Source organism: Pseudomonas pichavaramensis (assembly GCF_050473265.1).
GTDB lineage: Bacteria > Pseudomonadota > Gammaproteobacteria > Pseudomonadales > Pseudomonadaceae > Aquipseudomonas.
Genome location: NZ_JBJKFJ010000018.1, coordinates 39297 through 62802, shown reverse-complemented (window position 1 = coordinate 62802; position 23506 = coordinate 39297). Strand labels below are relative to the sequence as shown.

The 23506-nt window shown below is 63.1% G+C and carries 21 protein-coding genes; 11 read left to right on the top strand and 10 right to left on the bottom strand.

Features of this window, described 5'->3' with window-relative positions; all coding sequences use genetic code 11:
- Window position 1: 1 nt before the first annotated feature.
- Window positions 2-934 (bottom strand): lipid A biosynthesis lauroyl acyltransferase, encoded by a 933-nt coding sequence (locus ACJRW5_RS23010; RefSeq protein WP_484572809.1) that lies wholly within the window; start codon window positions 932-934, stop codon window positions 2-4.
- 202 nt (window positions 935-1136) lie between these two features.
- Between ACJRW5_RS23010 and minC the strand changes: the two genes are divergently transcribed.
- The 6 genes from minC (at window position 1137) to lpcA (ending at window position 5975) form a co-directional block, all read left to right on the top strand.
- Window positions 1137-1865: a septum site-determining protein MinC gene (minC, locus tag ACJRW5_RS23005; protein ID WP_484572808.1), complete on the top strand. Its 729-nt coding sequence runs from the start codon at window positions 1137-1139 to the stop codon at window positions 1863-1865.
- A gap of 177 nt (window positions 1866-2042) precedes the next feature.
- Entirely contained in the window at window positions 2043-2858 is an 816-nt protein-coding gene (gene minD, locus ACJRW5_RS23000; protein ID WP_484572807.1) for a septum site-determining protein MinD, read from the top strand.
- Window positions 2855-3109, top strand: coding sequence for a cell division topological specificity factor MinE (gene minE, locus ACJRW5_RS22995; RefSeq protein ID WP_037047177.1), 255 nt, complete (start codon window positions 2855-2857; stop codon window positions 3107-3109). The genes minD and minE overlap by 4 nt, the downstream gene beginning before the upstream one ends.
- Window positions 3110-3251: 142 nt before the next feature.
- Window positions 3252-3887 (top strand): RluA family pseudouridine synthase, encoded by a 636-nt coding sequence (locus ACJRW5_RS22990; protein ID WP_484572806.1) that lies wholly within the window; start codon window positions 3252-3254, stop codon window positions 3885-3887.
- Between the two features lie 202 nt (window positions 3888-4089).
- Complete coding sequence (locus ACJRW5_RS22985) at window positions 4090-5379, top strand: M18 family aminopeptidase (protein ID WP_484572805.1); 1290 nt, start codon at window positions 4090-4092, stop codon at window positions 5377-5379.
- Window positions 5380-5387: 8 nt separating this feature from the next.
- On the top strand, window positions 5388-5975 hold the full coding sequence (lpcA, locus tag ACJRW5_RS22980; RefSeq protein ID WP_484572804.1) for a D-sedoheptulose 7-phosphate isomerase: 588 nt from the start codon (window positions 5388-5390) through the stop codon (window positions 5973-5975).
- A gap of 76 nt (window positions 5976-6051) precedes the next feature.
- Here lpcA and ACJRW5_RS22975 read toward each other — a convergent pair whose 3' ends face one another.
- Window positions 6052-6801: a helix-turn-helix domain-containing protein gene (locus ACJRW5_RS22975; protein WP_484572803.1), complete on the bottom strand. Its 750-nt coding sequence runs from the start codon at window positions 6799-6801 to the stop codon at window positions 6052-6054.
- Window positions 6802-7037: 236 nt separating this feature from the next.
- Here ACJRW5_RS22975 and ACJRW5_RS22970 point away from each other — a divergent pair, with 236 nt between their 5' ends.
- The 3 genes from ACJRW5_RS22970 to ACJRW5_RS22960 all read left to right on the top strand — a co-directional run bounded on the left by ACJRW5_RS22970 (window position 7038) and on the right by ACJRW5_RS22960 (window position 10669).
- Entirely contained in the window at window positions 7038-7742 is a 705-nt protein-coding gene (locus ACJRW5_RS22970) for a hypothetical protein (RefSeq protein ID WP_484572802.1), read from the top strand.
- Window positions 7743-7803: 61 nt separating this feature from the next.
- Window positions 7804-10200: an endopeptidase La gene (lon, locus tag ACJRW5_RS22965; RefSeq protein WP_484572801.1), complete on the top strand. Its 2397-nt coding sequence runs from the start codon at window positions 7804-7806 to the stop codon at window positions 10198-10200.
- 76 nt (window positions 10201-10276) lie between these two features.
- Window positions 10277-10669 carry a protease inhibitor I42 family protein gene (locus tag ACJRW5_RS22960; RefSeq protein ID WP_484572800.1) on the top strand — a complete coding sequence of 131 codons (393 nt, stop codon included), beginning with the start codon at window positions 10277-10279 and terminating at the stop codon, window positions 10667-10669.
- Between the two features lie 247 nt (window positions 10670-10916).
- Here ACJRW5_RS22960 and ACJRW5_RS22955 read toward each other — a convergent pair whose 3' ends face one another.
- The 8 genes from ACJRW5_RS22955 to kdgD form a co-directional block, all read right to left on the bottom strand.
- A complete protein-coding gene (locus ACJRW5_RS22955; RefSeq protein ID WP_484572799.1) occupies window positions 10917-11678 on the bottom strand; it encodes an ABC transporter permease in 762 nt (253 codons plus the stop codon).
- Window positions 11675-12604 carry an ABC transporter ATP-binding protein gene (locus ACJRW5_RS22950; RefSeq protein ID WP_484572798.1) on the bottom strand — a complete coding sequence of 310 codons (930 nt, stop codon included), beginning with the start codon at window positions 12602-12604 and terminating at the stop codon, window positions 11675-11677. The genes ACJRW5_RS22955 and ACJRW5_RS22950 overlap by 4 nt, the downstream gene beginning before the upstream one ends.
- A 198-nt stretch (window positions 12605-12802) precedes the next feature.
- A complete protein-coding gene (locus ACJRW5_RS22945; RefSeq protein ID WP_484572797.1) occupies window positions 12803-13744 on the bottom strand; it encodes a 2-hydroxyacid dehydrogenase in 942 nt (313 codons plus the stop codon).
- Window positions 13745-13770: 26 nt separating this feature from the next.
- Window positions 13771-15189: an FAD-binding oxidoreductase gene (locus ACJRW5_RS22940; protein WP_484572796.1), complete on the bottom strand. Its 1419-nt coding sequence runs from the start codon at window positions 15187-15189 to the stop codon at window positions 13771-13773.
- Between the two features lies 1 nt (window position 15190).
- Complete coding sequence (gene garD / locus ACJRW5_RS22935) at window positions 15191-16747, bottom strand: galactarate dehydratase (RefSeq protein ID WP_484572795.1); 1557 nt, start codon at window positions 16745-16747, stop codon at window positions 15191-15193.
- Window positions 16748-16770: 23 nt separating this feature from the next.
- Window positions 16771-18123 (bottom strand): MFS transporter, encoded by a 1353-nt coding sequence (locus ACJRW5_RS22930; RefSeq protein WP_484572794.1) that lies wholly within the window; start codon window positions 18121-18123, stop codon window positions 16771-16773.
- A 56-nt stretch (window positions 18124-18179) separates the two neighbouring features.
- The gene (gudD, locus tag ACJRW5_RS22925; RefSeq protein ID WP_484572793.1) at window positions 18180-19529 is read right to left on the bottom strand and encodes a glucarate dehydratase; all 1350 of its coding nucleotides are present in this window, start codon (window positions 19527-19529) and stop codon (window positions 18180-18182) included.
- A 108-nt stretch (window positions 19530-19637) separates the two neighbouring features.
- On the bottom strand, window positions 19638-20549 hold the full coding sequence (kdgD, locus tag ACJRW5_RS22920) for a 5-dehydro-4-deoxyglucarate dehydratase (protein ID WP_484572792.1): 912 nt from the start codon (window positions 20547-20549) through the stop codon (window positions 19638-19640).
- A 530-nt stretch (window positions 20550-21079) separates the two neighbouring features.
- Here kdgD and ACJRW5_RS22915 point away from each other — a divergent pair.
- Complete coding sequence (locus tag ACJRW5_RS22915; RefSeq protein ID WP_484572791.1) at window positions 21080-22474, top strand: enolase C-terminal domain-like protein; 1395 nt, start codon at window positions 21080-21082, stop codon at window positions 22472-22474.
- A 34-nt stretch (window positions 22475-22508) separates the two neighbouring features.
- On the top strand, window positions 22509-23486 hold the full coding sequence (locus tag ACJRW5_RS22910; RefSeq protein ID WP_484572790.1) for a tripartite tricarboxylate transporter substrate binding protein: 978 nt from the start codon (window positions 22509-22511) through the stop codon (window positions 23484-23486).
- Window positions 23487-23506 lie beyond the last annotated feature (20 nt).

Sequence of the window (23506 nt, the reverse complement as noted above, 5' to 3'; positions counted from 1 at the left end):
GCTACTTGCGCTTCCCGTACAGCTTCGGCTCGCCCTCGGGGCGCGTCTTGAAGCGTCGATGCGCCCACAGATATTGCTCGGGGCAATCGCTGACCACCTGCTCGATCCACTGATTGATAAGCAGGCAATCAGCTTCCTCACTGTCACCGGGGAACCCGTCCAGCGGCGGATGGATGACCAGACGGTAACCACTGCCGTCGGCCAAACGCCGCTGAGTGAAGGGCACCACGCGCGCCTTGCCCAGACGCGCGAACTTGGTCGTGGCCGTGACGGTGGCGGCCGGAATGCCGAACAACGGGACGAAGATGCTCTGTTTGCGCCCGTAATCCTGGTCTGGTGCATACCAGATGGCACGACCGGCGCGCAGCACCTTGAGCATGGCGCGAATGTCCTCACGCTCGATGGCGGTCGCGTCCAGGTTGTGCCGCTCACGGCCACGGCGCTGAATGAAATCGAACAACGGATTGTCGTGCTCGCGGTACATGCCATCGATGGTATGACGCTGGCCCAGTAGCGCCGCACCGATCTCCAGCGTGGTGAAGTGCACGGCCATGAGGATCACGCCCTGACCTTCGGCCTGCGCCTGCTGCAGGTGTTCCAGCCCCTCGATATGGGCCAGCCGGGCCAACCGCGACTTGGGCCACCACCAGCTCATGGCCATTTCGAAGAAGGCGATGCCGGTAGAAGCAAAATTCTCCCTCAGCAGACGCTCGCGCTCGGCAGCGCTCTTGTCGGGGAAACACAACTGCAGGTTGCGCGCAGCGATCTGCCGACGTGAACTGGCCGTGCGCAACATCAACCAGCCCAGTGCCCGTCCAAGCTTCAGCTGCCAGCCGTAAGGCAACTGCACCACCAGCCACAGCAACCCGAGCCCCAGCCACATTGGCCAGAAGCGTGGGTGAAGAAAATAGCGGCGAAAGCGGGGGCGTTCCATGAAGCGGGTCCGGTCACTGACAAGGCCGCGCATTCTACCCCAGTTTGCCCGTCGGCCTCGCCCGCAACCCGGCGCATCTGAGAACGAAGCCCAGGTTTGCTGGTCAATGCCCTGCATACGGCCTTCGAGTTGCGGTGCGCAGTCGATACCGCTATAAGTCCGGCAACCTTTCGTAGCGCTGCAGAAGTCTCCTCGTCCGACCATGAGCCAACCTGATCTCCTCGCCCAAGACCCCGTGTTCCAGCTCAAGGGCAGCATGCTCGCCATCACCGTGATGGAACTGGCCCACAACGACCTCGAACGCCTCGACGCGCAATTGACGGAAAAGGTCGCCCAGGCTCCCGCCTTCTTCAGCAACACCCCGTTGGTGCTGGCCCTGGACAAGCTGCCGGAGGGCGAAGGCGAACTTGACCTGGCCGAGCTGATGGCTGTCTGTCGCCGTCATGGCCTGCGCACACTGGCCATCCGTGCCTCGCGCGAAACCGACGTGGCCGCCGCCGAAGCCCTCGACCTGCCCGTGCTGCCGCCGTCCGGCGCCCGTGAGCGGCCGCTCGACCCGGCGCCGAAGAAGGTGGAGGAAAAACCGGCCGAGCCCGAGCACAAGCCCAGCCGCATCGTCACCACGCCGGTGCGCGGCGGCCAACAGATCTACGCTCAAGGTGCAGACCTGATCGTGCTGGCCCCGGTCAGCGCCGGGGCGGAACTTCTCGCCGATGGCAACATCCATGTTTACGCGCCCATGCGCGGCCGCGCCCTGGCAGGTATCAAGGGCAACGCCAAGGCCAGAATTTTCTGCCAACAGATGGGCGCCGAAATGCTGTCGATCGCGGGCCATTACAAGGTCGCCGAAGACCTGCGCCGTGACCCGCTATGGGGTGATGCCGTGCAGGTCAGCCTGTCGGGTGACGTGTTGAACATCACCCGCCTTTAACGGATACTGCGGCCATTTTTCCAGGGATACAAAAAAACGCCGGAAGCGTTTTTTGACGTTGCTCTGCGACGGCCCGAAAGGTGGCCGCCAAAGACGGCAGGACACAAAAAAGGGCATCTGGAAGCCTTCAATGGCCACAGATTCCCGCATTATCTTCATTTTTTGGGGTGAATCACCTTGGCCAAGATCCTCGTAGTCACTTCCGGCAAAGGTGGCGTCGGTAAAACCACCACCAGCGCTGCCATCGGTACCGGCCTCGCCCTGCGCGGGCACAAGACCGTCATCGTCGATTTCGACGTCGGTCTGCGTAACCTCGACCTGATCATGGGCTGCGAACGCCGCGTGGTGTATGACTTCGTCAACGTGGTCAACGGCGAAGCCACCCTCACCCAGGCCCTGATCAAGGACAAACGCCTGGAGAATCTCTACGTGCTGGCCGCCAGCCAGACCCGTGACAAGGACGCGCTGACCCAGGAAGGCGTGGAGAAAGTCATCGCCGAGCTGTCGGAAAACTTCGAATACGTGGTCTGCGACTCGCCGGCCGGTATCGAGAAAGGCGCGCACCTGGCCATGTACTTCGCCGACGAAGCCATTGTCGTGACCAACCCGGAAGTCTCCTCGGTACGTGACTCCGACCGTATGCTCGGCCTGCTGGCGAGCAAATCGCGCCGCGCCGAGAAAGGTGAAGAGCCGATCAAGGAACACCTGCTGCTGACCCGCTACAACCCTGAGCGCGTCACCAAGGGCGAAATGCTCGGCGTCGAGGACGTCGAGGAAATCCTCGCCATCCGCCTGCTCGGCGTGATTCCCGAGTCGCAGGCCGTACTCAAGGCCTCCAACCAGGGTATCCCGGTCATCCTCGACGACCAGAGCGACGCCGGCCAGGCCTACAGCGATGCAGTCGACCGTCTGCTCGGCAAGGAAATGCCGCATCGCTTCCTCGATGTGAAAAAGCAGGGCTTCCTGCAGCGCCTATTCGGAGGTCGAGAATGAATATTTTCGACTTCTTGCGTTCACGCAAGAAGGAAACCACTGCATCCATCGCCAAGGAACGCCTGCAGATCATCGTTGCCCACGAACGTGGCCAACGCAGCCAGCCCGACTACCTGCCTGCTCTGCAGCAGGAGCTGGTGGCGGTGATCCGCAAGTACGTCAACATCGACCAGAAGGACGTGCAGGTCGCACTGGAAGACCAGGGCAGCTGCTCGATTCTGGAGTTGAACATCACCCTGCCGGATCGCTAAACACGATCGGTAACGCTCACGGCGGCTTCGGCCGCCGTGTTCGTTTGTAGCAACGCAAATCTGTAGGAGCGGATTCATCCGCGAAGCCCCTGCAGGCCAACAGCATCGCGAATGAATTCGCTCCTACACCAGCCTACACACCATGCCGCTAAGCCAGATCGAAATCATTCACCAGGACGCCGCCCTGCTGGTGATCAACAAGCCTACCCTGCTGCTGTCAGTGCCCGGCCGGGCCGATGACAACAAGGATTGCCTGGTCACCCGTCTGCAGGAGAACGGCTACCCCGAGGCGCGTATCGTCCACCGACTGGACTGGGAAACGTCCGGCATCATCGTCCTGGCCCGCGACGCCGACAGCCACCGTGAACTGTCGCGGCAGTTCCACGACCGTGAAACCGAGAAGGCCTACACCGCGCTGTGCTGGGGCCAACCCGACGCCGATAGCGGAAGCATCGATCTGCCGCTGCGCTACGACCCGCCGACCAAGCCACGCCACGTGGTCGATCATGAACTGGGCAAACACGCCCTGACCCACTGGCGCATCATCGAGCGTTGCGGCGACTGGTGCCGGGTCGAACTCACTCCCATCACCGGCCGCTCGCACCAGTTGCGCGTACATATGCTGTCCATCGGTCACCCATTGCTCGGCGACCGCCTGTATGCACACGAGCAGGCACTGGCTGCCCATGAGCGCCTGTGCCTGCATGCCAGCATGCTCGCCCTGACCCACCCGCAGACCGGCGAGCGTATGCGCTTCGAGTGCCCGGCCCCGTTCTGATGGAGCCCTGCATGTAGGGTGCGCCGTGCGCACCGGCAAAGGCAGTAGGGCAACCGCTCGATCGCATATGACAAACAAGAGGTGGTGCGCACAGCGCACCCTACCTTGCCAATAGCCGCCAACTATCGCCCCAAACGAGTGCGCGGCCGGCACAGCGCGATACAAATTGGTTAAACTCGCGCCATCGTTGCCCGGAGTCCTTATGCGCGAAGAACTGATTCAAGGTCTGCTCGATTTTCTCAACGCCTCGCCGACCCCTTTTCACGCCACCACCAGCCTGGCCATGCGCCTGGAGGCGGCTGGCTACCGCCACCTCGACGAACGCGCGCCCTGGCACACCGAGGCCGGCGGCCGCTACTACGTGACCCGCAACGACTCGTCGATCATCGCCTTCAAACTGGGTAAACGTTCGCCAGTCGATGGCGGCATTCGCCTGGTCGGCGCGCATACCGATAGCCCCTGCCTGCGCGTCAAGCCGAGTCCCGAACTACAGCGCCAGGGCTACTTCCAGCTCGGCGTGGAAGTCTATGGCGGCGCCCTGCTCGCCCCCTGGTTCGACCGCGACCTGTCACTGGCCGGCCGTGTGACCTACCGCCGCGACGGCAAGGTCGAGAGCCAGTTGATCGATTTCTATCAGCCCATCGCCGTGATTCCCAACCTGGCCATCCACCTCAACCGCGAGGCCAACCAGGGCTGGGCGATCAACCCACAGACCGAACTGCCGCCGATCCTGGCCCAGCTCGCCAGCAGCGAAACCGCCGACTTCCGCGCCCTGCTCGCCGAGCAGTTGGCCATGGAGCACGACTTCAACCCGGACGCGGTGCTGGACTACGAGCTGAGCTTCTACGACACTCAGAGCGCCGCCATCGTCGGCCTCAATCAGGACTTCATCGCCAGCGCCCGCCTGGACAACCTGCTGTCCTGCTACGCCGGCCTGCAGGCGCTGATCGACTCGAACGACGAAGAAACCTGCGTGCTGGTGTGCACCGACCATGAAGAAGTCGGCTCCTGCTCCGCCTGCGGTGCCGACGGCCCCTTCCTCGAGCAGGTACTGCGCCGCGTGCTGCCGGAGGGCGACGCGTTCGTCCGCAGCATCCAGCGTTCGCTGCTGGTATCGGCCGACAACGCCCACGGCGTGCACCCCAACTACGCCGACAAGCACGACGGCAACCACGGACCCAAGCTCAACGCCGGCCCGGTGATCAAGATCAACAGCAACCAGCGCTACGCCACCAACAGCGAAACCGCCGGCTTCTTCCGCCACCTGTGCCTGGAGAACGAAGTACCGGTGCAAAGCTTCGTGGTGCGCAGCGACATGGGCTGCGGCTCCACTATTGGCCCGATCACCGCCAGTCAGCTCGGTGTGCGCACCGTAGATATCGGCCTGCCGACCTTCGCCATGCACTCGGTGCGCGAACTGGCCGGCAGCCATGACGTTGACCACCTGGTGAAAGTGCTAACCGCGTTCTACTCCAGCAGCGATCTGCCTTGAGGCCCTAGATGATCGAACATATCCGCAACAGCCTGCAGGAAGCCCAGCGTGCGCTGGAGGCCTTCCTCGCCAACGAACAGACCCTCGGCAACATCCAGAAAGCCGCCGAGCTGCTGGTCGAGAGCTTCGAGCACAAGGGCAAAGCTTTCTCTTGCGGCAATGGCGGCTCGATGTGCGACGCCATGCACTTCGCCGAAGAGCTGACCGGACGCTACCGCAAGAACCGCCCGGGCATCGCTGCGGTGTCGATCAGCGACCCCAGCCATATCAGTTGCGTGGCCAACGACTTCGGTTACGACTTCATCTTCTCGCGCTATATCGAGTCGCACGGTCGCGAAGGTGATGTACTGATCGCCATCAGCACCAGCGGCAAGAGCCCCAACGTGGTCAAGGCCGCGGAAGCGGCCAAGACCTTGGGTGTGAAGGTGATCGCGCTGACCGGCAAGCCCGGTTCGTTACTGGAAAGCCTGGCTGACGTGTGCATCTGCGCTCCAGGCGGCGACTTCGCCGACCGCGTGCAGGAGCTGCACATCAAGACCCTGCACATTCTGATCGAGCTGATCGAGCGCAAGCTCAGCCCGCAGAACTACAGCTGAGACTCGTCGAACGCAGTCGAGACAAAACGTAGCCCGGATTTCATCCGGGCTACGACAACCAGCGAGCTGCGTTCGATCAGGCCGCGCGCAAACGCTTCGGTGTCAGCCCCAGATAACGACGCATCGCGGTGGTCAGCGCGCTCTGACTCGAAAAGCCGCACTCCTCGGCAATACGCACCAACGGCAGACTGCTCTCGCGCAACAAGCGGGCCGCACGGTCGAGGCGAGCCTTGAGCAGATACTGATGCGGGGTGAGCCCGACGCTGTCCTTGAACTGCGCATGAAAGTGACTGGCACTCAGGCACATTACCTGGGCCAACTCCGCCACACTGATACGCCGCGCCATGTGCGCGTCGATGTAAGCGTCGAGACGCTGCAGATCCAGCGTACCCTGGGGCTGACGACGGCGCTCACCGAATAGCCGCAGGTGCAGGGCCCGCAGCAGCACACCGCCAATCGAACGCGCCAGGATCGAATCGCCGCCGTAGCGTTCCAGCTCGGCGCCCGCGTAGTTGAGGAGGTTCTGAAAATCCACATCCAGGGCTGGATAGCGCGGAGTCTCGAACAGGCGATGGAGCAACTCGAGATCTTCGCCAGGGGTGTCCTGTTCATCCAGATCGAGAATCAGCATGCGGTTGTCACCCATGCCGGCGAACTGGTGAGCGGCATCCCCTGGAACCAGGCAAGCGCGCATGCGGCAGACCTCCCCGCCACGACCACCGACCTCGAATTCAGCCCGGCCGGCCAGCGACATCACCAACTGGTGATGGTCATGAGCATGTACATGGGCCTGCTCATCCAGGCGGATCACACGGGCTTGCAACATTACGGAGAACTAAGGTCACGAAACGGGGTTGCACTTTACTCGTTTTCGCAGAGAAACGCCGCAACCACCCATCAGCAGCAAGGTTGCACTTATAGCAACCAAGCCGATCAGCGCCAAACTTTCGGTGGCCTCACATAACGTGGCGCTCTTCTTTCGCGTCGTCGAATGCTCTGGCAGGAGAGTTGCTTGGCCCTAACAATCTCCAGCGCCGACGCATACACAACAAGCGAGACTAAATGAGCACTACCGCCCTGATGGCTCTCATACTACTGGCCGCGCTGCTGACGCTGAGTTTCTGGCTCGCCCAGCGCCGCGAGTCAGGCCAGCAGTCTGCGAGCACCCGGCTGGATAACCAGATCGTGCAGCGTTGTCTCGACCTGCTCCAGGCGCTTCAGAAACACCGCGGCCTGGGAGGTCAGCAGGACACAGCCAGCGCCGAACAACGCATCATCATCGCCCAACAGCTCGACGAACTCTGGCTGAACTGGCCAGGCGCCGAGCTGCAATTGCCGGCGTTGCAGCAGCACTGGCCGCAGTTACGGCGCAACCCAGGCGACTTCGAGGCACATTGCAGCCTGATCGAGTCACTTCTGGCCGTAATCGAACAGCTCGAAGATCGCCTCTATCGTCATGACCATCCCAGGATCCGAGGGCTTGGCGAAGCCTGCCGATCACTGGAGGACCTCGCCCGATTACGCGGCCTGGCCGTTCGCGCAGCCAATTACGAGCGCTGCCCGCCGGGATTGCAGATGCAACTGCGCTTTCTCTGCCAGCGCCTGCTCGATCATCAGCAATCACCCTCGCTGCTGGCCCTGATCGAACGACTGCAGGCCGATCTGATCGAAGCGCCACACGTTCGCCTGACGCCAGCTGAGTGCTTTTCCCTGCTCACCCCACTGATCGAACAGCGTCTTCAGGGCATCCGCCTGAGCATTGAATGAAACATTGAAAAAATCCTGAGGTCGCCCCATGTAGCATCCAACGTACACGCAAAGGTGCTCCATGAACGATCAGGACAACACCCCCGAAGCTGTCGAAGTTCACGCCCAGGCTGGAAGCACCGGCCTGGTATTGCCCGCGCAGCAACTGCCGGACAAGCTCTACATCATCCCCATTCATAACCGCCCGTTCTTCCCGGCCCAAGTATTGCCGGTGATGGTCAACCAGCAGCCCTGGGGACGCACGCTCAACCGCGTGGAAAACACCGAGCACAAATGCCTGGCGGTGTTCTATGTCGACACACCACCGGACGAGCATGGCGAATTCGATCTCGACAGCCTGCCCGAGCACGGCACGCTGGTGCGCCTGCATCACGTCAGCGAGGAAGGTGGCAAGCTGCAGTTCGTCGCCCAGGGCCTGACCCGTGTACGCATTCGCGGCTGGCTCAGCCGCCGTGGCCCGTACCTGGCCGAAGTGGAATATCCGCAGGCACCCAACGACCCGCGTGACGAGGTCAAGGCCTACGCCATGGCGCTGATCAACGCGATCAAGGAACTGCTGCCGCTCAACCCGCTGTACAGCGAAGAGCTGAAGAACTACCTCAACCGCTTCAGCCCCAACGATCCATCGCCACTGACCGATTTCGCTGCGGCGCTGACCACCGCTTCCGGCCATGACTTGCAGGACGTGCTGGACACCGTACCGATGCTCAAGCGCATGGAGAAGGTGCTGCCGCTACTGCGCAAGGAAGTGGAAGTCGGGCGTCTACAGAAAGAGCTGTCGGCCGAGGTCAACAAGCAGATCGGCGAGCGCCAACGTGAGTTCTTCCTCAAGGAACAGCTCAAGCTGATCCAGCAGGAGCTGGGCATCAGCAAGGACGACAAGAGCGCCGACCGCGAGGAATTCCTCGCGCGGCTGGAGGGCAAGAGCCTGTCGCCTGCCGCGCAAAAGCGTATCGACGAGGAACTGAACAAGCTGTCGATTCTGGAAACCGGCTCGCCGGAATACGCCGTCACCCGCAACTACCTGGACTGGGCCACCGCCCTGCCCTGGGGCGTGCACGGCCAGGACAAGCTGAATCTGAGCCATGCACGCAAGGTGCTGGACAAGCACCACGCCGGCATGGACGACATCAAACAGCGCATCACCGAGTTCCTCGCCGTTGGCGCCTTCAAGGGCGAGATCGCCGGTTCCATCGTGCTGCTGGTCGGCCCGCCCGGCGTCGGTAAAACCAGCATCGGCAAGTCCATCGCCGAATCCCTCGGCCGGCCGTTCTACCGTTTCAGCGTCGGCGGCATGCGCGACGAGGCGGAGATCAAGGGTCACCGTCGTACCTACATCGGCGCCATGCCTGGCAAGATGGTGCAGGCGCTGAAGGAAGCCGAGGTAATGAACCCGGTGATCATGCTCGACGAGATCGACAAAATGGGCACCAGCTACCAGGGCGACCCGGCCTCGGCGCTGCTGGAAACACTGGACCCGGAGCAGAACGTCGAATTCCTCGACCACTACCTGGACCTGCGCCTGGACCTGTCCAAGGTGCTGTTCGTGTGCACCGCCAACACCCTCGACTCGATCCCCGGGCCGCTGCTCGACCGCATGGAAGTGATTCGCCTGTCCGGCTATATCACCGAAGAAAAACTGGCCATCGCCAAACGCCACCTGTGGCCCAAGCAACTGGAAAAGGCCGGCGTGCCGAAATCACGCTTAGGGATAAGCGATGCCGCCCTGCGCACGGTGATCGAGGGTTACGCCCGCGAAGCCGGTGTGCGCCAACTGGAGAAACAGCTGGGCAAGCTGGTGCGCAAATCGGTGGTGAAGTTACTGGACGACTCCGAAGCGAAGATCCGTATCGGTGCCAAGGACCTCGAGGAGGCGTTGGGCATGCCGGTGTTCCGCAACGAACGGGTACTGGCCGGCACCGGGGTGATCACCGGCCTGGCCTGGACCAGCATGGGCGGCGCCACCTTGCCAATCGAGGCGACGCGCATCCATACGCTCAACCGCGGCTTCAAGCTCACCGGCCAGCTTGGCGAGGTGATGAAGGAATCGGCGGAAATCGCCTACAGCTACGTCAGCTCGCACCTCAAGCAGTTTGGTGGCGACCCGAGCTTCTTCGATCAGGCCTTCGTTCACCTGCACGTGCCGGAAGGCGCCACGCCCAAGGACGGCCCCAGCGCCGGCATCACCATGGCCAGCGCCCTACTCTCACTGGCGCGCAACCAGGCGCCGAAGAAAGGCGTGGCCATGACCGGCGAGCTGACCCTCACCGGCCAGGTGCTGCCCATCGGTGGCGTACGCGAGAAGGTGATCGCTGCGCGCCGACAGAAGATCTTCGAGCTGATCCTGCCGGAGGCCAACCGCGGCAGTTACGAGGAACTGCCGGACTATCTCAAGGAAGGTATTACCGTGCACTTTGCCAAACGCTACAGCGATGTGGCCAAGGTACTGTTCGACTGAGAGCAGACCGTTACGACTCGCATGCCGCACCTCGGTGCGGCTATGCTGGGCCTGGTTTCATCGATTGGAGTCCATCATGCACGCCACCTTGCGCCTGCTTACCCTGCCCGCCCTGACCCTGCTCACGGCGTGTGCCCATGACTCAGGCAGCCTGGCCCTGAAGAAGGACGAGCAGTGTCCGCTGACGCTGAACAAGGGTCAGCTGCTTATTCTCAGCCTGCCCAGTAATCCCACCACCGGTTTTCGCTGGGAGATCCGCGACGGTGCAGAGCAGGTACTGCAAAGCCTCGGCCCCGAGGTTTACAGCAACCCGGAAGATTCCGGTCTGGTCGGCGCAGGAGGCATCTCCACCTGGCGTTTCAGCGCCCGCGAGCCAGGCGAAGGTCGCCTGCTGCTGACCTACCAGCAGCCGTGGGAGCCGAACGTGCCCCCAGCGGAAAGCTTCGACTGTGAGCTGCGGGTGAAGTGAATTAACTGCGCGCGGTACGGCTTCTGTGGGAGGGGCTTCAGCCGCGACGACTCGAAATCAGCTTCCCGTAGAGCGGGTGCAACCCGACACCTATCTTATGGCGGGTTTCACCCGCCCTACAGACTGAGAATGAGCAGTGCACAGCGCCCTCACTCCCTCGTTTCGCGGCTGAAGCCGCTCCTACATAGGTCGCGTACACCTCTGACTGTAGGAGCGGCTTCAGCCGCGAATACCGCTATCCGGAGGCTCAGCTCTTGAGCCGATAACCGCTCTTGAAGATCCAGCCCACCAGCGCGATGCACAGCAGCAGAAAACCCAACACCATGGCCAGGCTGACGCCGACGTTGACGTCGGACACGCCATAGAAGCTCCAGCGGAAGGCGCTGATCAGGTACACCACCGGATTGAACAACGTCACCGTCTGCCAGGCCGGCGGCAGCATGCTGATGGAGTAGAAGGCACCGCCAAGGAAGGTCAGCGGCGTGACGATCAACGCCGGGACGATCTGCAGCTTCTCCCAGCCATCGGCCCACACGCCGATGATGAAGCCGAACAGGCTGAAGGTCAGCGCCGTCAGCACCAGAAACGCCACCATCCACAGTGGGTGCTGAATCTCGAAGTCGACGAACAGCCGCGCGGTGATGAGGATGACGATACCGAGGATCACCGACTTGGTCGCCGCTGCGCCCACGTAGCCGATGAGGATTTCCAGATAGGAAACCGGCGCCGAGAGAATCTCGTAGATGCTGCCCGAGTACTTGGGCATGTAGATCCCGAACGAGGCGTTGGAAATACTCTCGGTCAGCAGTGCCAGCATGACCAGGCCGGGGATGATGAAGGCGCCATAGCTCACGCCCTGCACCTGGGTCATGCTCGAACCGATGGCGGAGCCGAACACCACGAAATACAGTGAGGTGCTGATCACTGGCGTGGCGATGCTCTGCAGCAGAGTGCGCCAGGTACGTGCCAGTTCGAACAGGTAGATGGCCTTGATACCGTACAGGTTCATGCGCGCGACTCCTTGATCAGACCGACGAAAATCTCCTCCAGCGAACTCTGGCTCGACTGCAGGTCCTTGAAGTCGATGCCGTGCTGAGCCAGATCACGCAGCAACTCGGCGATACCGGTGTTCTCGTGCTGGGCGTCGAAGGTGAAAACCAGGGCGTGGCCCTGGTCGGCCAGTTCCAGGTTGTGACGTGCCAGCTCGGCCGGCACGCAGGACAATGGCTGTTGCAGCTGCAGGGTCAGTTGTTTCTTGCCCAACTTGTGCATCAGCACCTGCTTGTCTTCCACCAGAATGATCCTGCCAGAGCTGATCACGCCGATGCGATCGGCCATTTCCTCGGCTTCTTCGATGTAGTGAGTGGTGAGGATGATGGTCACGCCGCGCTCGCGCAGACGCCGCACCATGTTCCACATGTCGCGGCGCAGCTCCACGTCGACACCCGCCGTCGGCTCATCGAGAAAAAGAATCTGCGGCTCATGGGAAAGTGCCTTGGCGATCATCACCCGGCGCTTCATGCCACCGGACAGTTCCATGATCTTGGCGTTGCGCTTGTCCCACAGCGAGAGGTCCTTGAGCAGTTGCTCCAGGTAGGCCGGATCGGGCTTCTTGCCGAACAGCCCGCGACTGAACTTGACCGTGGCCCAGACGGTTTCGAACACGTCGCTGACCAACTCCTGCGGTACCAGGCCGATCTGCGAACGTGCCGCACGGTAGTCGCGGACGATGTCCTTGCCGCCCACCAGCACCCTGCCCTCGCCCGGATTGACGATGCCGCAGATGATGCTGATCAGCGTGGTCTTGCCGGCGCCATTGGGGCCGAGCAAGGCGAATATCTCGCCCTGATTGATGTCCAGGTCGATGCCTTGCAACGCCGGATGCCCCGACGCGTAGATCTTGTTCAGTTGCTGGATGGAGATGACCGACTGCACGGTGGGTGGTCCCTTGCCTGCGGAAAACGCCACAGTTTACAGGGCTTGGCCGGCTCGATCATCGCGCCGAATGAAAAACGGCGCACTTGTGGTGCGCCGGGGGTACTACGGAAAGGAAAGGAACGATTACAGCGCTTGTGGCGCTGCAACGATAGGCCAGGCGGCAAACCCGCCCGGCGTATTCAGTGGCGCATCAGCTCAAAGCGGCGTCAGCAGCTTGCCGGTGGCGATGTAGGCACGCAGATTATCGAGCACCAGGTCAGCCATCTGTTGGCGCGTCTCGACGCTGCCGCTGCCGACGTGCGGCAGCAGTACCACGTTGTCCAGCTCGCGCAGTGCGGCCGGCACCTGTGGTTCACGCTCGAAGACGTCGAGCCCGGCACCGCCAATCAGCTTCTGCTGCAATGCCGTGATCAGCGCCGCTTCGTCGACCACCGAACCACGCGCGACGTTGACCAGAAAGCCATCGGGACCGAGCGCTTCGAGCACCTCGGCGTTGATCAGGTGATGCGTCGCCTTGCCGCCCGGGCAGGTCAGCACCAGGAAGTCCGCCCAGCGCGCCAGCTCGAGCAGATCAGGCTCGTGCTGATAGGCGCTGCCGGCCACCGGGCGACGGTTGTGATAACGCACTGGCATGGCAAAACCCGAAGCGCGCAGCGCCACCGCTTCGCCGATCCGGCCGAGGCCGACGATCCCCAGGCGCTTGCCACTGACCCGGCGCGCCAGCGGGAAGCCCGTGGTGCTGTTCCAGGCGCCACTGCGCACGAAGCGATCGCCCTCGGACATACGCCGCGCGCTGTCGATCATCAGGCCCATGGCCAGATCGGCCACGCAATCGTTGAGCACGTCTGGCGTGGTGCTGAGCACGATGCCGCGATCTCGCAGCAGCTCCAGCGGGTAAGGGTCATAGCCGACACCGAAGCTGCTGATCGCCTCTAGGTTGGGCAGCAGCGCCAGTTGCTCGGCCGTGCAGCCAAAACGCGCCGACGACACCATGTAGCGGAACTGCTCGCCCTGCTCGCGCAGAAACGCCAGCGGATCGGCCTGTTGCCACAGTGCGCTGACGTCGTACTCAGCCGCCAGCTCGGCATTGAAGCGTTCGCTCAACGGGCCGACCTGCAGCACCTTGGGTTTGCTCATGGAACCTCCTGTCTCAATCGTGCAATTCACAGCAATTTGCCCGGGTTCAGCAACCCGGAAGGATCCAGCGCCTGCTTGACGCTGCGCATCAACTCCAGTTCCAGCGGCGCCTTGTAGTGCTGCGCAGCCAGGCGCTTGGACTGGCCCAGGCCATGCTCGGCACTGATACTGCCGGCGTCCTCCAGGGTCGAGTCAAAAATCACCCGCATGATCGCCTCAGCCTGTGCCTTGAATGGGCCATCTTCGGCACCGACCGGCTTGCTGATGTTGTAGTGCAGGTTACCGTCACCAACGTGACCGTAGGCGACGATGCGCACACCGGGGAAAGCCTGCAGCAACGCGGCATCGGTACGGGCGATGAAGTCAGGAATACGGCTGACCGGCACGCTGATATCGTGCTTGAGGCTCGGCCCCTCGTGATTCTGCGCCTCAGAGATACCCTCGCGCAGCGCCCACAATGCTCGCACCTGGGCGTCACTGGCAGCGACTACCGCATCCAATGCCACACCCTGCTCGAAGGCTGTCCCCAGACCTTGTTCGAGCAATTCGTTGAGCGGCGCATTGGGCTGGGTATCACTCAGTTCGATCAGCACGTACCAGGGATGCACCTCGGCGAATGGATCGCTGACCCCGGCGACATGCCGCAGCACGAACTCCACGCTCTGCCGCGACATCAGCTCGAAGCCGGTGAGGCGATCGCCGCACAGGCTGCGCATCTGCCCGATCAGTTCCACCGCCGCCTGCGCGCTCGGCAGCGCAACCCAGGCGGTGGTCAGGCTGCGCACGGCCGGGTACAGCTTGAGCACGGCGGCGGTGATGATGCCCAGGGTGCCTTCGCTGCCGATAAACAGTTGCTTGAGGTCGTAGCCGGTGTTGTCCTTGCGCAGGCCTCGCAGGCCATCCCAGATGCGCCCATCGGCCAGCACCACTTCCAGGCCCAGCGTCAGGTCACGCATATTGCCGTAGCGCAGCACCGCGGTACCGCCGGCGTTGGTCGCCAGGTTGCCGCCCACCGTGCAACTGCCTTCGGCGCCCAGCGACAGCGGGAACAACCGGCCCACTTCGGCGGCGGCCTCCTGCAACTGCTGGAGAATCACTCCGGCCTCGACGGTGATGGTTTCGTTGCCCACATCGACGTCGCGGATACGCCTCATCCGCGTCAGCGACAGCACCACCTGAGTGGCCGAATCATCGGGAATCGAGCCGCCGCACAAGCCGGTGTTGCCGCCCTGCGGCACCAGCGCCACGCCAGCCTCGGCGCACAGGCGCACCACGGCAGCGACCTCCCCGGTCGAAGCCGGGCGCAGCACCGCTGCGGCCTGGCCACGGTAGGCGTTGCGCCAGTCGCTCAGGTAGCTCTGCATGCGCTCGGCATCGGTGATCAGCCCGGCGTCGCCGAGCACCTGGTGCAGCGCTTCGCTCAGGCTTGCAGACAGGCCACTCATCTCAGGTCACCGGCGCCGGGTTGAACAGCACCAGATCGTTGTGCAGGCGCAGCTGCTCGGCGCAGGTCTGCTTGCGCCCGCTGGCCACATCCAGATACAGCTGGAAGATGTGCCAGCCCATTTCCTCCAGGCTCATGCGTCCAGAGACGATTTGCCCGGCGTCGACGTCGATCAGATCCGGCCAGCGCTCGGCCAGCTGGGTACGGGTGGCGACCTTGATCACCGGCACCATGGACAGCCCGTACGGCGTACCACGCCCGGTGGTGAAGATGTGCAGGTTCATCCCGGCGGCCAGTTGCAGGGTGCCGCAGATAAAGTCGCTGGCCGGCGTGGCGCAGAACCACAGGCCCTTGCCGCGAATGCGCTCGCCCGGCGAAACGACGCCGGCGATGGTGCCGTTGCCGGACTTGGCGATCGAGCCCATGGCCTTCTCGACGATATTGTTCAGGCCGCCCTTCTTGTTGCCCGGCGTGGTGTTAGCGCTGCGGTCGGCCATGCCGCGCTGCAGGTAGCGGTCGTACCAGTCCATCTCGCGGATCAGCGCATCGGCCACTTCGACCGTGGCTGCGCGCGGGGTGAGCAGGTGGATGCCGTCGCGCACCTCGGTGTTCTCGCTGAACATCACCGTGGCGCCGGCGCGCACCAGCAGATCGGCAGCCACACCCAGCGCCGGGTTGGCGGTGATGCCGGAAAATGCATCGCTGCCACCGCACTGCATGCCCACCACCAGCTCGGCAGCCGGCACGGTTTCACGGCGGCGCTGATCGAGCACCTTCAAGCGCTCCTCGATCATGGCCATGATCTGCTCGACCATGCCGGTGAAGCCGGTACCGGAATCCTGCAGGCGGAACAGCCAGTCTTCCTCGTCCATGCCATTGGTGAGCAGGTCGCCATCCATCAACTGGTTGGCCTGCAGCTTCTCGCAGCCGAGGCTGATCACCAGCGCCTGGCCGCCGAAGTTGGGGTTGCGGCTGATGTTGTACAGGGTACGGATCGGCACCACGGCGTCCGGTGCGTTGATCGCCACGCCGCAGCCGTAGCTGTGCGACAGCGCCACCACGTCATCGACGTTGGGGTACTTGGGCAGGATTTCCTTGCGTACACGCTCGACCACGTGATCGAGCACGCCGACCACGCACTGCACAGTGGTGGTCACGCCGAGGATGTTGCGCGTGCCGACCGTGCCGTCCGGGTTGCGGAAGCCCTCGAAGGTGTAGCCTTCCAGCGGCTCGCCCGGTGAGTTGTGCAGAGTCGCCTTGGGCAGGTTGTCCAGCACCGGCGGCTCGGGCATGCGCAGCACTTGCTCGGTGACCCAGCTGCCGGCGGCGATGAGTTTCAGTGCGTAGCCGATGACCTCGCCGTAGCGCACCACCTCGCCGCCTTCGGCGATGTCGAGCAGCGCCACCTTGTGGCTCTGCGGAATGCCTTCGATGGCGCTCAGGCCGTCGTCGAACTGGCCGCCGGCGGCCACGCCCTGATCGTTGACCACCACGCCGACGTTGTCGCTCGGGTGCAGGCGGATGTAACGGGGCGAATCCTGATGGGGAATCAACTGCATGGATGTTCTCTCCTGTTGTGCGCTCAGGATACCGGGCCGGACGCCGAACCGGACGCCTGTGCGTCCGCTTGCGGGTCCAGCGCTATCCTGTGAATACGACCGACGATCAGACCGAAACTGACCACCGCCAGCAGGGCGTTGGCGGCCACGTAGAGCAAGGCCCCGTCGAATGAACCGGTATGACTGACCAGATAACCGATGACGATCGGCGTGGTGATCGCCGCCAGGTTGCCGAAACTGTTGAACAGCCCGCCGGACAGGCCGAGGATCTGCCGCGGCGAGGTATCCGCCACCAGCGTCCAGCCCAGCGAGCCGAGGCCCTTGCCGAAAAAGGCCAGCGCCATCAGCGCCACCACCGTGGCGTCCCGCTCGGCGAAGATGCACAACGCCAGGCTGCTCGACAGCAACAGGCCGAACACCATCGGCAGTTTGCGCGCCAGCGTCAGCGAGTGGCCACGGCGCAGCAAGCCGTCGGACAGCAGGCCGCCGAGCACGCCGCCGACGCAGCCGCTGACGGCCGGCACCGCGGCAGCAAAGCCGGCCTCGACAATGCTCATGCCGCGCGCCTGCACCAGGTACACCGGGAACCAGGTGAGGAAGAAATAGGTAATGGCGTTGTTGCAGTACTGGCCGAGGTAGATGCCGATCAGCGTGCGCTGCCCCAGCAACAGACGCAGATGGCGCCATTGCGGCCCGCTCGCCACTGCACCCCGGCTCTCCAGATCGATCAGCGCACCACCGCGTTCGAGATACTCCAGCTCCGCCGCCGTGATGCGCGGATGCTCGCTCGGGCCATGCAGCTGTCGCAGCCATACGATAGACAAGGCCAGGCCAAGGATGCCAAGCACGATAAATACGAACTGCCAGCCCAGGCTCTGCACCACCCAGCCCATCAGCGGGGCGAACAGGGCCGTGGCGGCATACTGCGCCGAGCTGGAAATGGCCGTCGCCGTGGCCCGCTCGGCACTGGGAAACCAGGAGGCAATGATTCGCGCATTGCCGGGAAAACAGGGCGCGCCAGCAAAACCGACCAGCAGGCGCAGCAGGAACATCGAGCTGACCGCCCAGGTGGCCGGCAGCCAGCCGACAAAACCTTGCAGCAGGGTCAGCGCCGACCAGATGAACAGCGCCAGGGTATACACCGGTTTGGTGCCGAAACGGTCGAACAGCCAACCACCGGGTATCTGCCCAATCACATAGGCCCAGCCGAAGGCCGAGAAGATATAGCCCAGCGTCACCGCGTCGATGCCCAGACCGGCCTGCATCGCCGAACCGGCGACCGACAGGCTGGAGCGATCGGCGAAGGTGATGGTGGTGACCAGAAACAGCATCAGCAGGATGCTGTAACGCACACGACCGGGCTTGGCGGCTGACATCAGAACGACTCGCGTAAGGGACGAAAGGCCCGGCGCCAGGCACCGGGCCGACTGACTCAACGCACCAGGCAGGGCTTCTTGTTGTTGAAGGTCCAGCCCGGGATCAGGTACTGCATGGCGATCGCATCGTCACGTGCGCCCAGGCCCTTGGTCTGGTACAGCTCGTGCGCCTTGGCCAGCGCATCCCAGTCCAGCTCCACGCCGAGGCCCGGCGTTTTCGGCACCTGCACCAGGCCACCTTCGATGCGCAGCGGGTTGCGCGTCAGGTACTGGCCGTCCTGCCAGATCCAGTGGGTGTCGATGGCCGTGACCCGGCCCGGCGCCGCGGCGGCGACGTGGGTGAACATGGCCAGCGAGATGTCGAAGTGGTTGTTGGAGTGCGAGCCCCAGGTCAGGCCCCAGTCGTTGCACATCTGCGCCACCCGCACGGAACCGGCCATGGTCCAGAAGTGCGGGTCGGCCAGCGGGATATCCACCGATTGCAGGGAAATGGTGTGGCCCATCTGCCGCCAGTCGGTCGCGATCATGTTGGTCGCGGTGGGCAGGCCGGTGGCGCGACGGAACTCGGCCATCACTTCGCGGCCGCTGTATCCGTTCTCGGCGCCGCATGGGTCTTCGGCATAGGCCAGCACGCCGTGCAGGTCGCGGCACAGGGCGATGGCCTGATCCAGCGACCAGCCGCCGTTGGGATCGAGAGTCACCCGCGCCTCGGGGAAGCGCGCGGCCAGGGCGCGAATCGCCTCGACTTCGGCTTCGCCATGGAGCACGCCGCCCTTGAGCTTGAAGTCGTTGAAGCCGTAGCGCGCATGCGCCGCCTCGGCCTGCCGGACGATGGCTTCGGGGGTCAGCGCGGTCTGGTTGCGCACGCGCGCCCAGGCGTCGTCGGCATCGCGCTCGTCGCGGTAGCCGAGATCGGTCTTGTCCTTGTCGGCGATGAAGAACAGGTAGCCGAGCATTTCCACCGCATCACGCTGCTGGCCTTCGCCGAGCAGCGCCGCCACCGGCACGCCAAGGTGCTGGCCGAGCAGGTCGAGCAGCGCCGACTCCAGCGCGGTGACGGCGTGAATGGTGATGCGCAGATCGAAGGTCTGCAGGCCGCGGCCGCCGGAATCACGGTCGGCGAAGGTGCGGCGCACCTGATTGAGCAGCGCGTTGTAGTTGCCGACCGGCTGGCCGACGAGGATCGAGCGGGCGTCTTCGAGGGTCTGACGAATGCCCTCGCCGCCGGGGACTTCGCCGACACCGACATGGCCGGCGCTGTCCTTGAGAATGAGGATGTTGCGAGTGAAATACGGGCCGTGAGCACCGCTCAGATTAAGCAGCATGCTGTCCTGACCGGCGACCGGTACGACTTGCAGCTCGGTAATCAGCGGAGTGCCGACAGCGGCAGGATTCTGTGAAGTCATGAGCGTTACCCTGTTGTTCTTATACGGGTTCGACGATTGTTCAACGCTGCTGCGCCCTGCAAGCAGGGCGCAACGATGCCGCTCGCCGCAGCGAGCGGCCAGTCTCGCTTACTGCGCGCCTTGCGCTTCGATCAGCTTGGCCAGGGCTTCGTACTCGTCAGGCAGCAGGTCGGTCAGCGGAGCGCGTACCGGGCCGGCATCGTAACCAACGATCTTGGCACCGGCCTTGACGATGCTCACGGCATAGCCGGACTTGCGGTTACGGATGTCCAGGTACGGCAGAAAGAAATCATCGATCAGCTTGCCAACGGTGGCGTGATCTTCAGCAGCGATGGCCTTGTAGAACGCCATGGCAGTTTTCGGGATGAAGTTGAACACCGCCGAGGAGTAGACCGGTACGCCCAGTGCCTTGTAGGCCGCGGCATAGACTTCTGCAGTCGGCAGGCCACCGAGGTAGGTCAGACGCTCGCCCAGGCGACGACGGATCGACACCATCAGTTCGATGTCACCCAGGCCGTCCTTGTAGCCGATCAGGTTCGGGCAACGATCAGCAACCTGCTCCAGCAGGCTGGCATTGAGGCGGCAGACGTTGCGGTTGTACACCACCACACCGATGTTCACCGATTTGCACACCTGTTCGACGTGGGCGGCAACGCCGTCCTGCGAGGCTTCGGTCAGGTAGTGCGGCAGCAGCAGCAGGCCTTTGGCGCCCAGGCGCTCGGCTTCCTGCGCCATCTGAATGGCCACGCGGGTCGGGCCACCTACGCCGGCGAGGATTGGCACGGACTTCTCGCAGGTGTCCACGGCAGTCTTGATCACGGCGCTGTACTCATCCGGCGCCAGGGAGAAGAACTCGCCAGTACCACCGGCGGCGAACAGAGCGGATGCACCGTAAGGCGCCAGCCACTCGAGGCGGCGCACGTAACCCGCCTGATTGAAATCACCGGCAGCATCGAAATCGGTCACTGGGAAAGACAGCAGACCGGAGGAGAGGATGGACTTAAGTTCTTGTGGATTCATTATGCGAACACCCTGTAAAGCGAATTGTGAGGAATAACGTCAGCCGCAGCTGTAGAGATACGTTATCGTACAACAACAAAAAAAACACCAGTTTTCGTATCCTCCGTTCGTCGAAGATTTTCCAACCCTCGCCCGACAACAACGGAAAACCAGCCCTCAAGCGCCAAACGCTGGAATAGATAGGCTTCTAACATTGCCCAGAGCGAATGGCAACGCAATCATCCTTAGCCATCCGGAGCGTTGACAGGCCAGAAACAGACTGGTACTAATTTCACCAAGTCATACGACAACCTATGACATTCCAATAAAAACAAGCGAGGCCCCAGGTCATGTCATCGACCTCCATTGCCGCCTGCTCCATCTGCATCAGCCATCGCACTACGGCAGGCGATCTTTTCCACCGCATCGCCGCCATCTCATCCCCTGCTCCCGAGCCCGGCAGACGGACTCCCCGAAAGAGTTCGCTGCACGACTGAAGCGTACCCTTGCCTCCGCGGCCAAGGCCGCGTCACGTTCGGAGCCCAACCAAGATGCACCACACGTCACACAGCGGCACCCCGCACATCACTGAAATGCAGGTCATTCCGGTCGCCGGTCATGACAGCATGCTGCTCAACCTGTGCGGCGCCCATGCGCCTTACTTCACACGCAACCTGGTCCTGCTCAAGGACAATGCCGGACGTACCGGCTGTGGCGAGGTGCCGGGCGGCGAAGGTATTCGTCAGGCCCTGGAACGCTGCCGCGAACTGGTGATTGGCCAACCGGTCGGCCGCTACAACTCTGTGCTCAACCGTTTGCGCCAGGCCATCGCCGGCCCCGCGAAAGGACCGCAGACCACTCAGCATCAGGTCACCTCGGAATCCGAAGCGCGCGTCCTCAAGCAACCGCACGAGATCAATCTGCGCCTGGACAACGTGATTACCGCAGTCGAGGCCGCCCTGCTCGACCTGCTCGGCCAGCACCTGGACGTACCAGTCGCAGACCTGCTTGGCAGCGGTCAGCAACGTGATCGCGTGCCGATGCTTGCCTACCTCTTCTATATAGGTGAACGCCAGCGCACCGACCTGCCCTACCTCAGCGGCCAGGGTTCGTCCGACGACTGGTATCACCTGCGCCACCAGGCCGCGATGACGCCTGAGTCCATCGCCCGTTTGGCCGAAGCCGCGCATGCGCGCTACGGCTTCAACGACTTCAAGCTCAAGGGCGGCGTGATGCGCGGCGCTGAAGAAATGGATGCCATCCGCGCCATCAAGGCACGCTTCCCCGATGCCCGCGTGACACTCGACCCCAACGGTGCCTGGTCGCTCGACGAAGCCATTGCCCTGTGCCAGGGGCAAGGCCATGTGCTGAGCTATGCCGAAGATCCCTGCGGCCCGGAGAACGGTTATTCGGGGCGCGAGGTGATGGCCGAATTCAAGCGTGCCACTGGCATTCCGACAGCCACCAACATGGTCGCGACCGACTGGCGGCAAATGGGCCACTCGCTGCGCCTGGAAGCGGTCGACATCCCACTGGCCGACCCGCACTTCTGGACCATGCAGGGCGCCGTGCGCCTCGGCCAGGTCTGCGAAGAGTTCGGCCTGACCTGGGGCTCGCACTCCAACAACCATTTCGATATTTCCCTGGCCATGTTCACCCACGCTGCGGCCGCCGTGCCAGGCCGGGTCACGGCCATCGACACGCACTGGATCTGGCAGGAAGGCAGCGAACGCCTGACGCGCGAGCCACTGCAGATCGTCGGCGGCCAGGTGGAAGTTTCCGACAAGCCCGGCCTCGGCATCGAACCGGATATGGAGCGGATCATGGCCGCCCATGAGCTTTACAAGAAAGTGGCCAACGGCGCGCGTGACGACGCCATGGCCATGCAGTACCTGGTTCCGGGTTGGCAGTATGACCCGAAACGTCCCAGCCTCGGCCGCGACTGACTCAAGCGGCTTTCATCCAACCCGGAGTATTCCAATGAAAAAAACATTCCGCGCCTCTCTCCTTTCTGCCCTGGTCGGTGTCGGTGCCCTGGTCACCCACGCCGCCACCTTTGCCGATGAGGTCAAATGGCCGACTCGTCCGATCCAGGTGGTGGTCATCGCCAACCCTGGCGGCGACACCGACTTCAACGCCCGCACCATGGCCAAGTACTTCAACCAGATCACCGGCAAGACCATGGTGGTAACCAACGTCGCAGGCGGCGGTGGCACCCTGGCGGCCGAACAGGTCAAGGGCGCAGCAGCCGATGGCAACACCATCCTGTTCACTCACCCGGGTCAGTTGATCGTCAACGAAGTGGCCGGCCTGTCCGAAGACAGCTTCGAAGCCTTCGATGTCTCCTGCATCGCTGGCGTCGACAAGAGCGCCGTGTTCGTCGCTTCCAAGCAGTCCGGCGTGACCAGCATGAAGGACCTGATCGAGAAGTCGAAAGCCAACCCGGGCAGCCTGACCTACGGCACCGAGATGGGTAACTTCTCCCACGTACAGGGCCTGCAGCTGGAAAAACTCAGCGGCGCCAAGCTGAAGATGGTCGACGCCGGCACCGTATCGGACCGCGTTGTGGCCATGCTCGGCGGTCGTGTCGACCTCGGTGCCATCAGCTATGGCGCCGTGCAGGATTACGTCAACGGCGGCCAGATGGTTGCCCTGGGCCAGCCCAACGAAGAGCGTAACCCGCTGATCCCGGACGTTCCGACCCTCAAGGAGCAAGGCCTGGACATCACCATGGACAAGCCGTACGTCGTCGCCTTCCCGAAAGGCACCGACCCGGCCATCGTCAAGAAGATGGCTGATCTGATGAAGCAGATCACCGAGATCCCCGAGTACGCCGAAGACCTGAAGAAATTCAAGCAGCCGGTGTCGTACTTCGGTACCGAAGAGTCGAAGGCAATCCTGGCCAAGACCCGCGACGACTTCATGCAGTTCAAGGACGACCTGCGCAAGGCCAAGTAAGCCCTGACGCAACACCGGCC

Coding starts and splice junctions, on each gene's coding strand:
- ACJRW5_RS22930 (WP_484572794.1), bottom strand. CDS start 18,123: ATGTCAGCCGCCAAGCCCGGTCGTGTGCGTTACAGCATCCTGCTGATG.
- ACJRW5_RS22970 (WP_484572802.1), top strand. CDS start 7,038: ATGAGCACTACCGCCCTGATGGCTCTCATACTACTGGCCGCGCTGCTG.
- ACJRW5_RS22910 (WP_484572790.1), top strand. CDS start 22,509: ATGAAAAAAACATTCCGCGCCTCTCTCCTTTCTGCCCTGGTCGGTGTC.
- kdgD (WP_484572792.1), bottom strand. CDS start 20,549: ATGAATCCACAAGAACTTAAGTCCATCCTCTCCTCCGGTCTGCTGTCT.
- ACJRW5_RS22990 (WP_484572806.1), top strand. CDS start 3,252: ATGCCGCTAAGCCAGATCGAAATCATTCACCAGGACGCCGCCCTGCTG.
- garD (WP_484572795.1), bottom strand. CDS start 16,747: ATGCAGTTGATTCCCCATCAGGATTCGCCCCGTTACATCCGCCTGCAC.
- ACJRW5_RS22960 (WP_484572800.1), top strand. CDS start 10,277: ATGCACGCCACCTTGCGCCTGCTTACCCTGCCCGCCCTGACCCTGCTC.
- ACJRW5_RS22985 (WP_484572805.1), top strand. CDS start 4,090: ATGCGCGAAGAACTGATTCAAGGTCTGCTCGATTTTCTCAACGCCTCG.
- minC (WP_484572808.1), top strand. CDS start 1,137: ATGAGCCAACCTGATCTCCTCGCCCAAGACCCCGTGTTCCAGCTCAAG.
- gudD (WP_484572793.1), bottom strand. CDS start 19,529: ATGACTTCACAGAATCCTGCCGCTGTCGGCACTCCGCTGATTACCGAG.
- ACJRW5_RS22945 (WP_484572797.1), bottom strand. CDS start 13,744: ATGAGCAAACCCAAGGTGCTGCAGGTCGGCCCGTTGAGCGAACGCTTC.
- lpcA (WP_484572804.1), top strand. CDS start 5,388: ATGATCGAACATATCCGCAACAGCCTGCAGGAAGCCCAGCGTGCGCTG.
- ACJRW5_RS22975 (WP_484572803.1), bottom strand. CDS start 6,801: ATGTTGCAAGCCCGTGTGATCCGCCTGGATGAGCAGGCCCATGTACAT.
- ACJRW5_RS23010 (WP_484572809.1), bottom strand. CDS start 934: ATGGAACGCCCCCGCTTTCGCCGCTATTTTCTTCACCCACGCTTCTGG.
- lon (WP_484572801.1), top strand. CDS start 7,804: ATGAACGATCAGGACAACACCCCCGAAGCTGTCGAAGTTCACGCCCAG.
- minE (WP_037047177.1), top strand. CDS start 2,855: ATGAATATTTTCGACTTCTTGCGTTCACGCAAGAAGGAAACCACTGCA.
- ACJRW5_RS22915 (WP_484572791.1), top strand. CDS start 21,080: ATGCACCACACGTCACACAGCGGCACCCCGCACATCACTGAAATGCAG.
- ACJRW5_RS22940 (WP_484572796.1), bottom strand. CDS start 15,189: ATGAGTGGCCTGTCTGCAAGCCTGAGCGAAGCGCTGCACCAGGTGCTC.
- ACJRW5_RS22955 (WP_484572799.1), bottom strand. CDS start 11,678: ATGAACCTGTACGGTATCAAGGCCATCTACCTGTTCGAACTGGCACGT.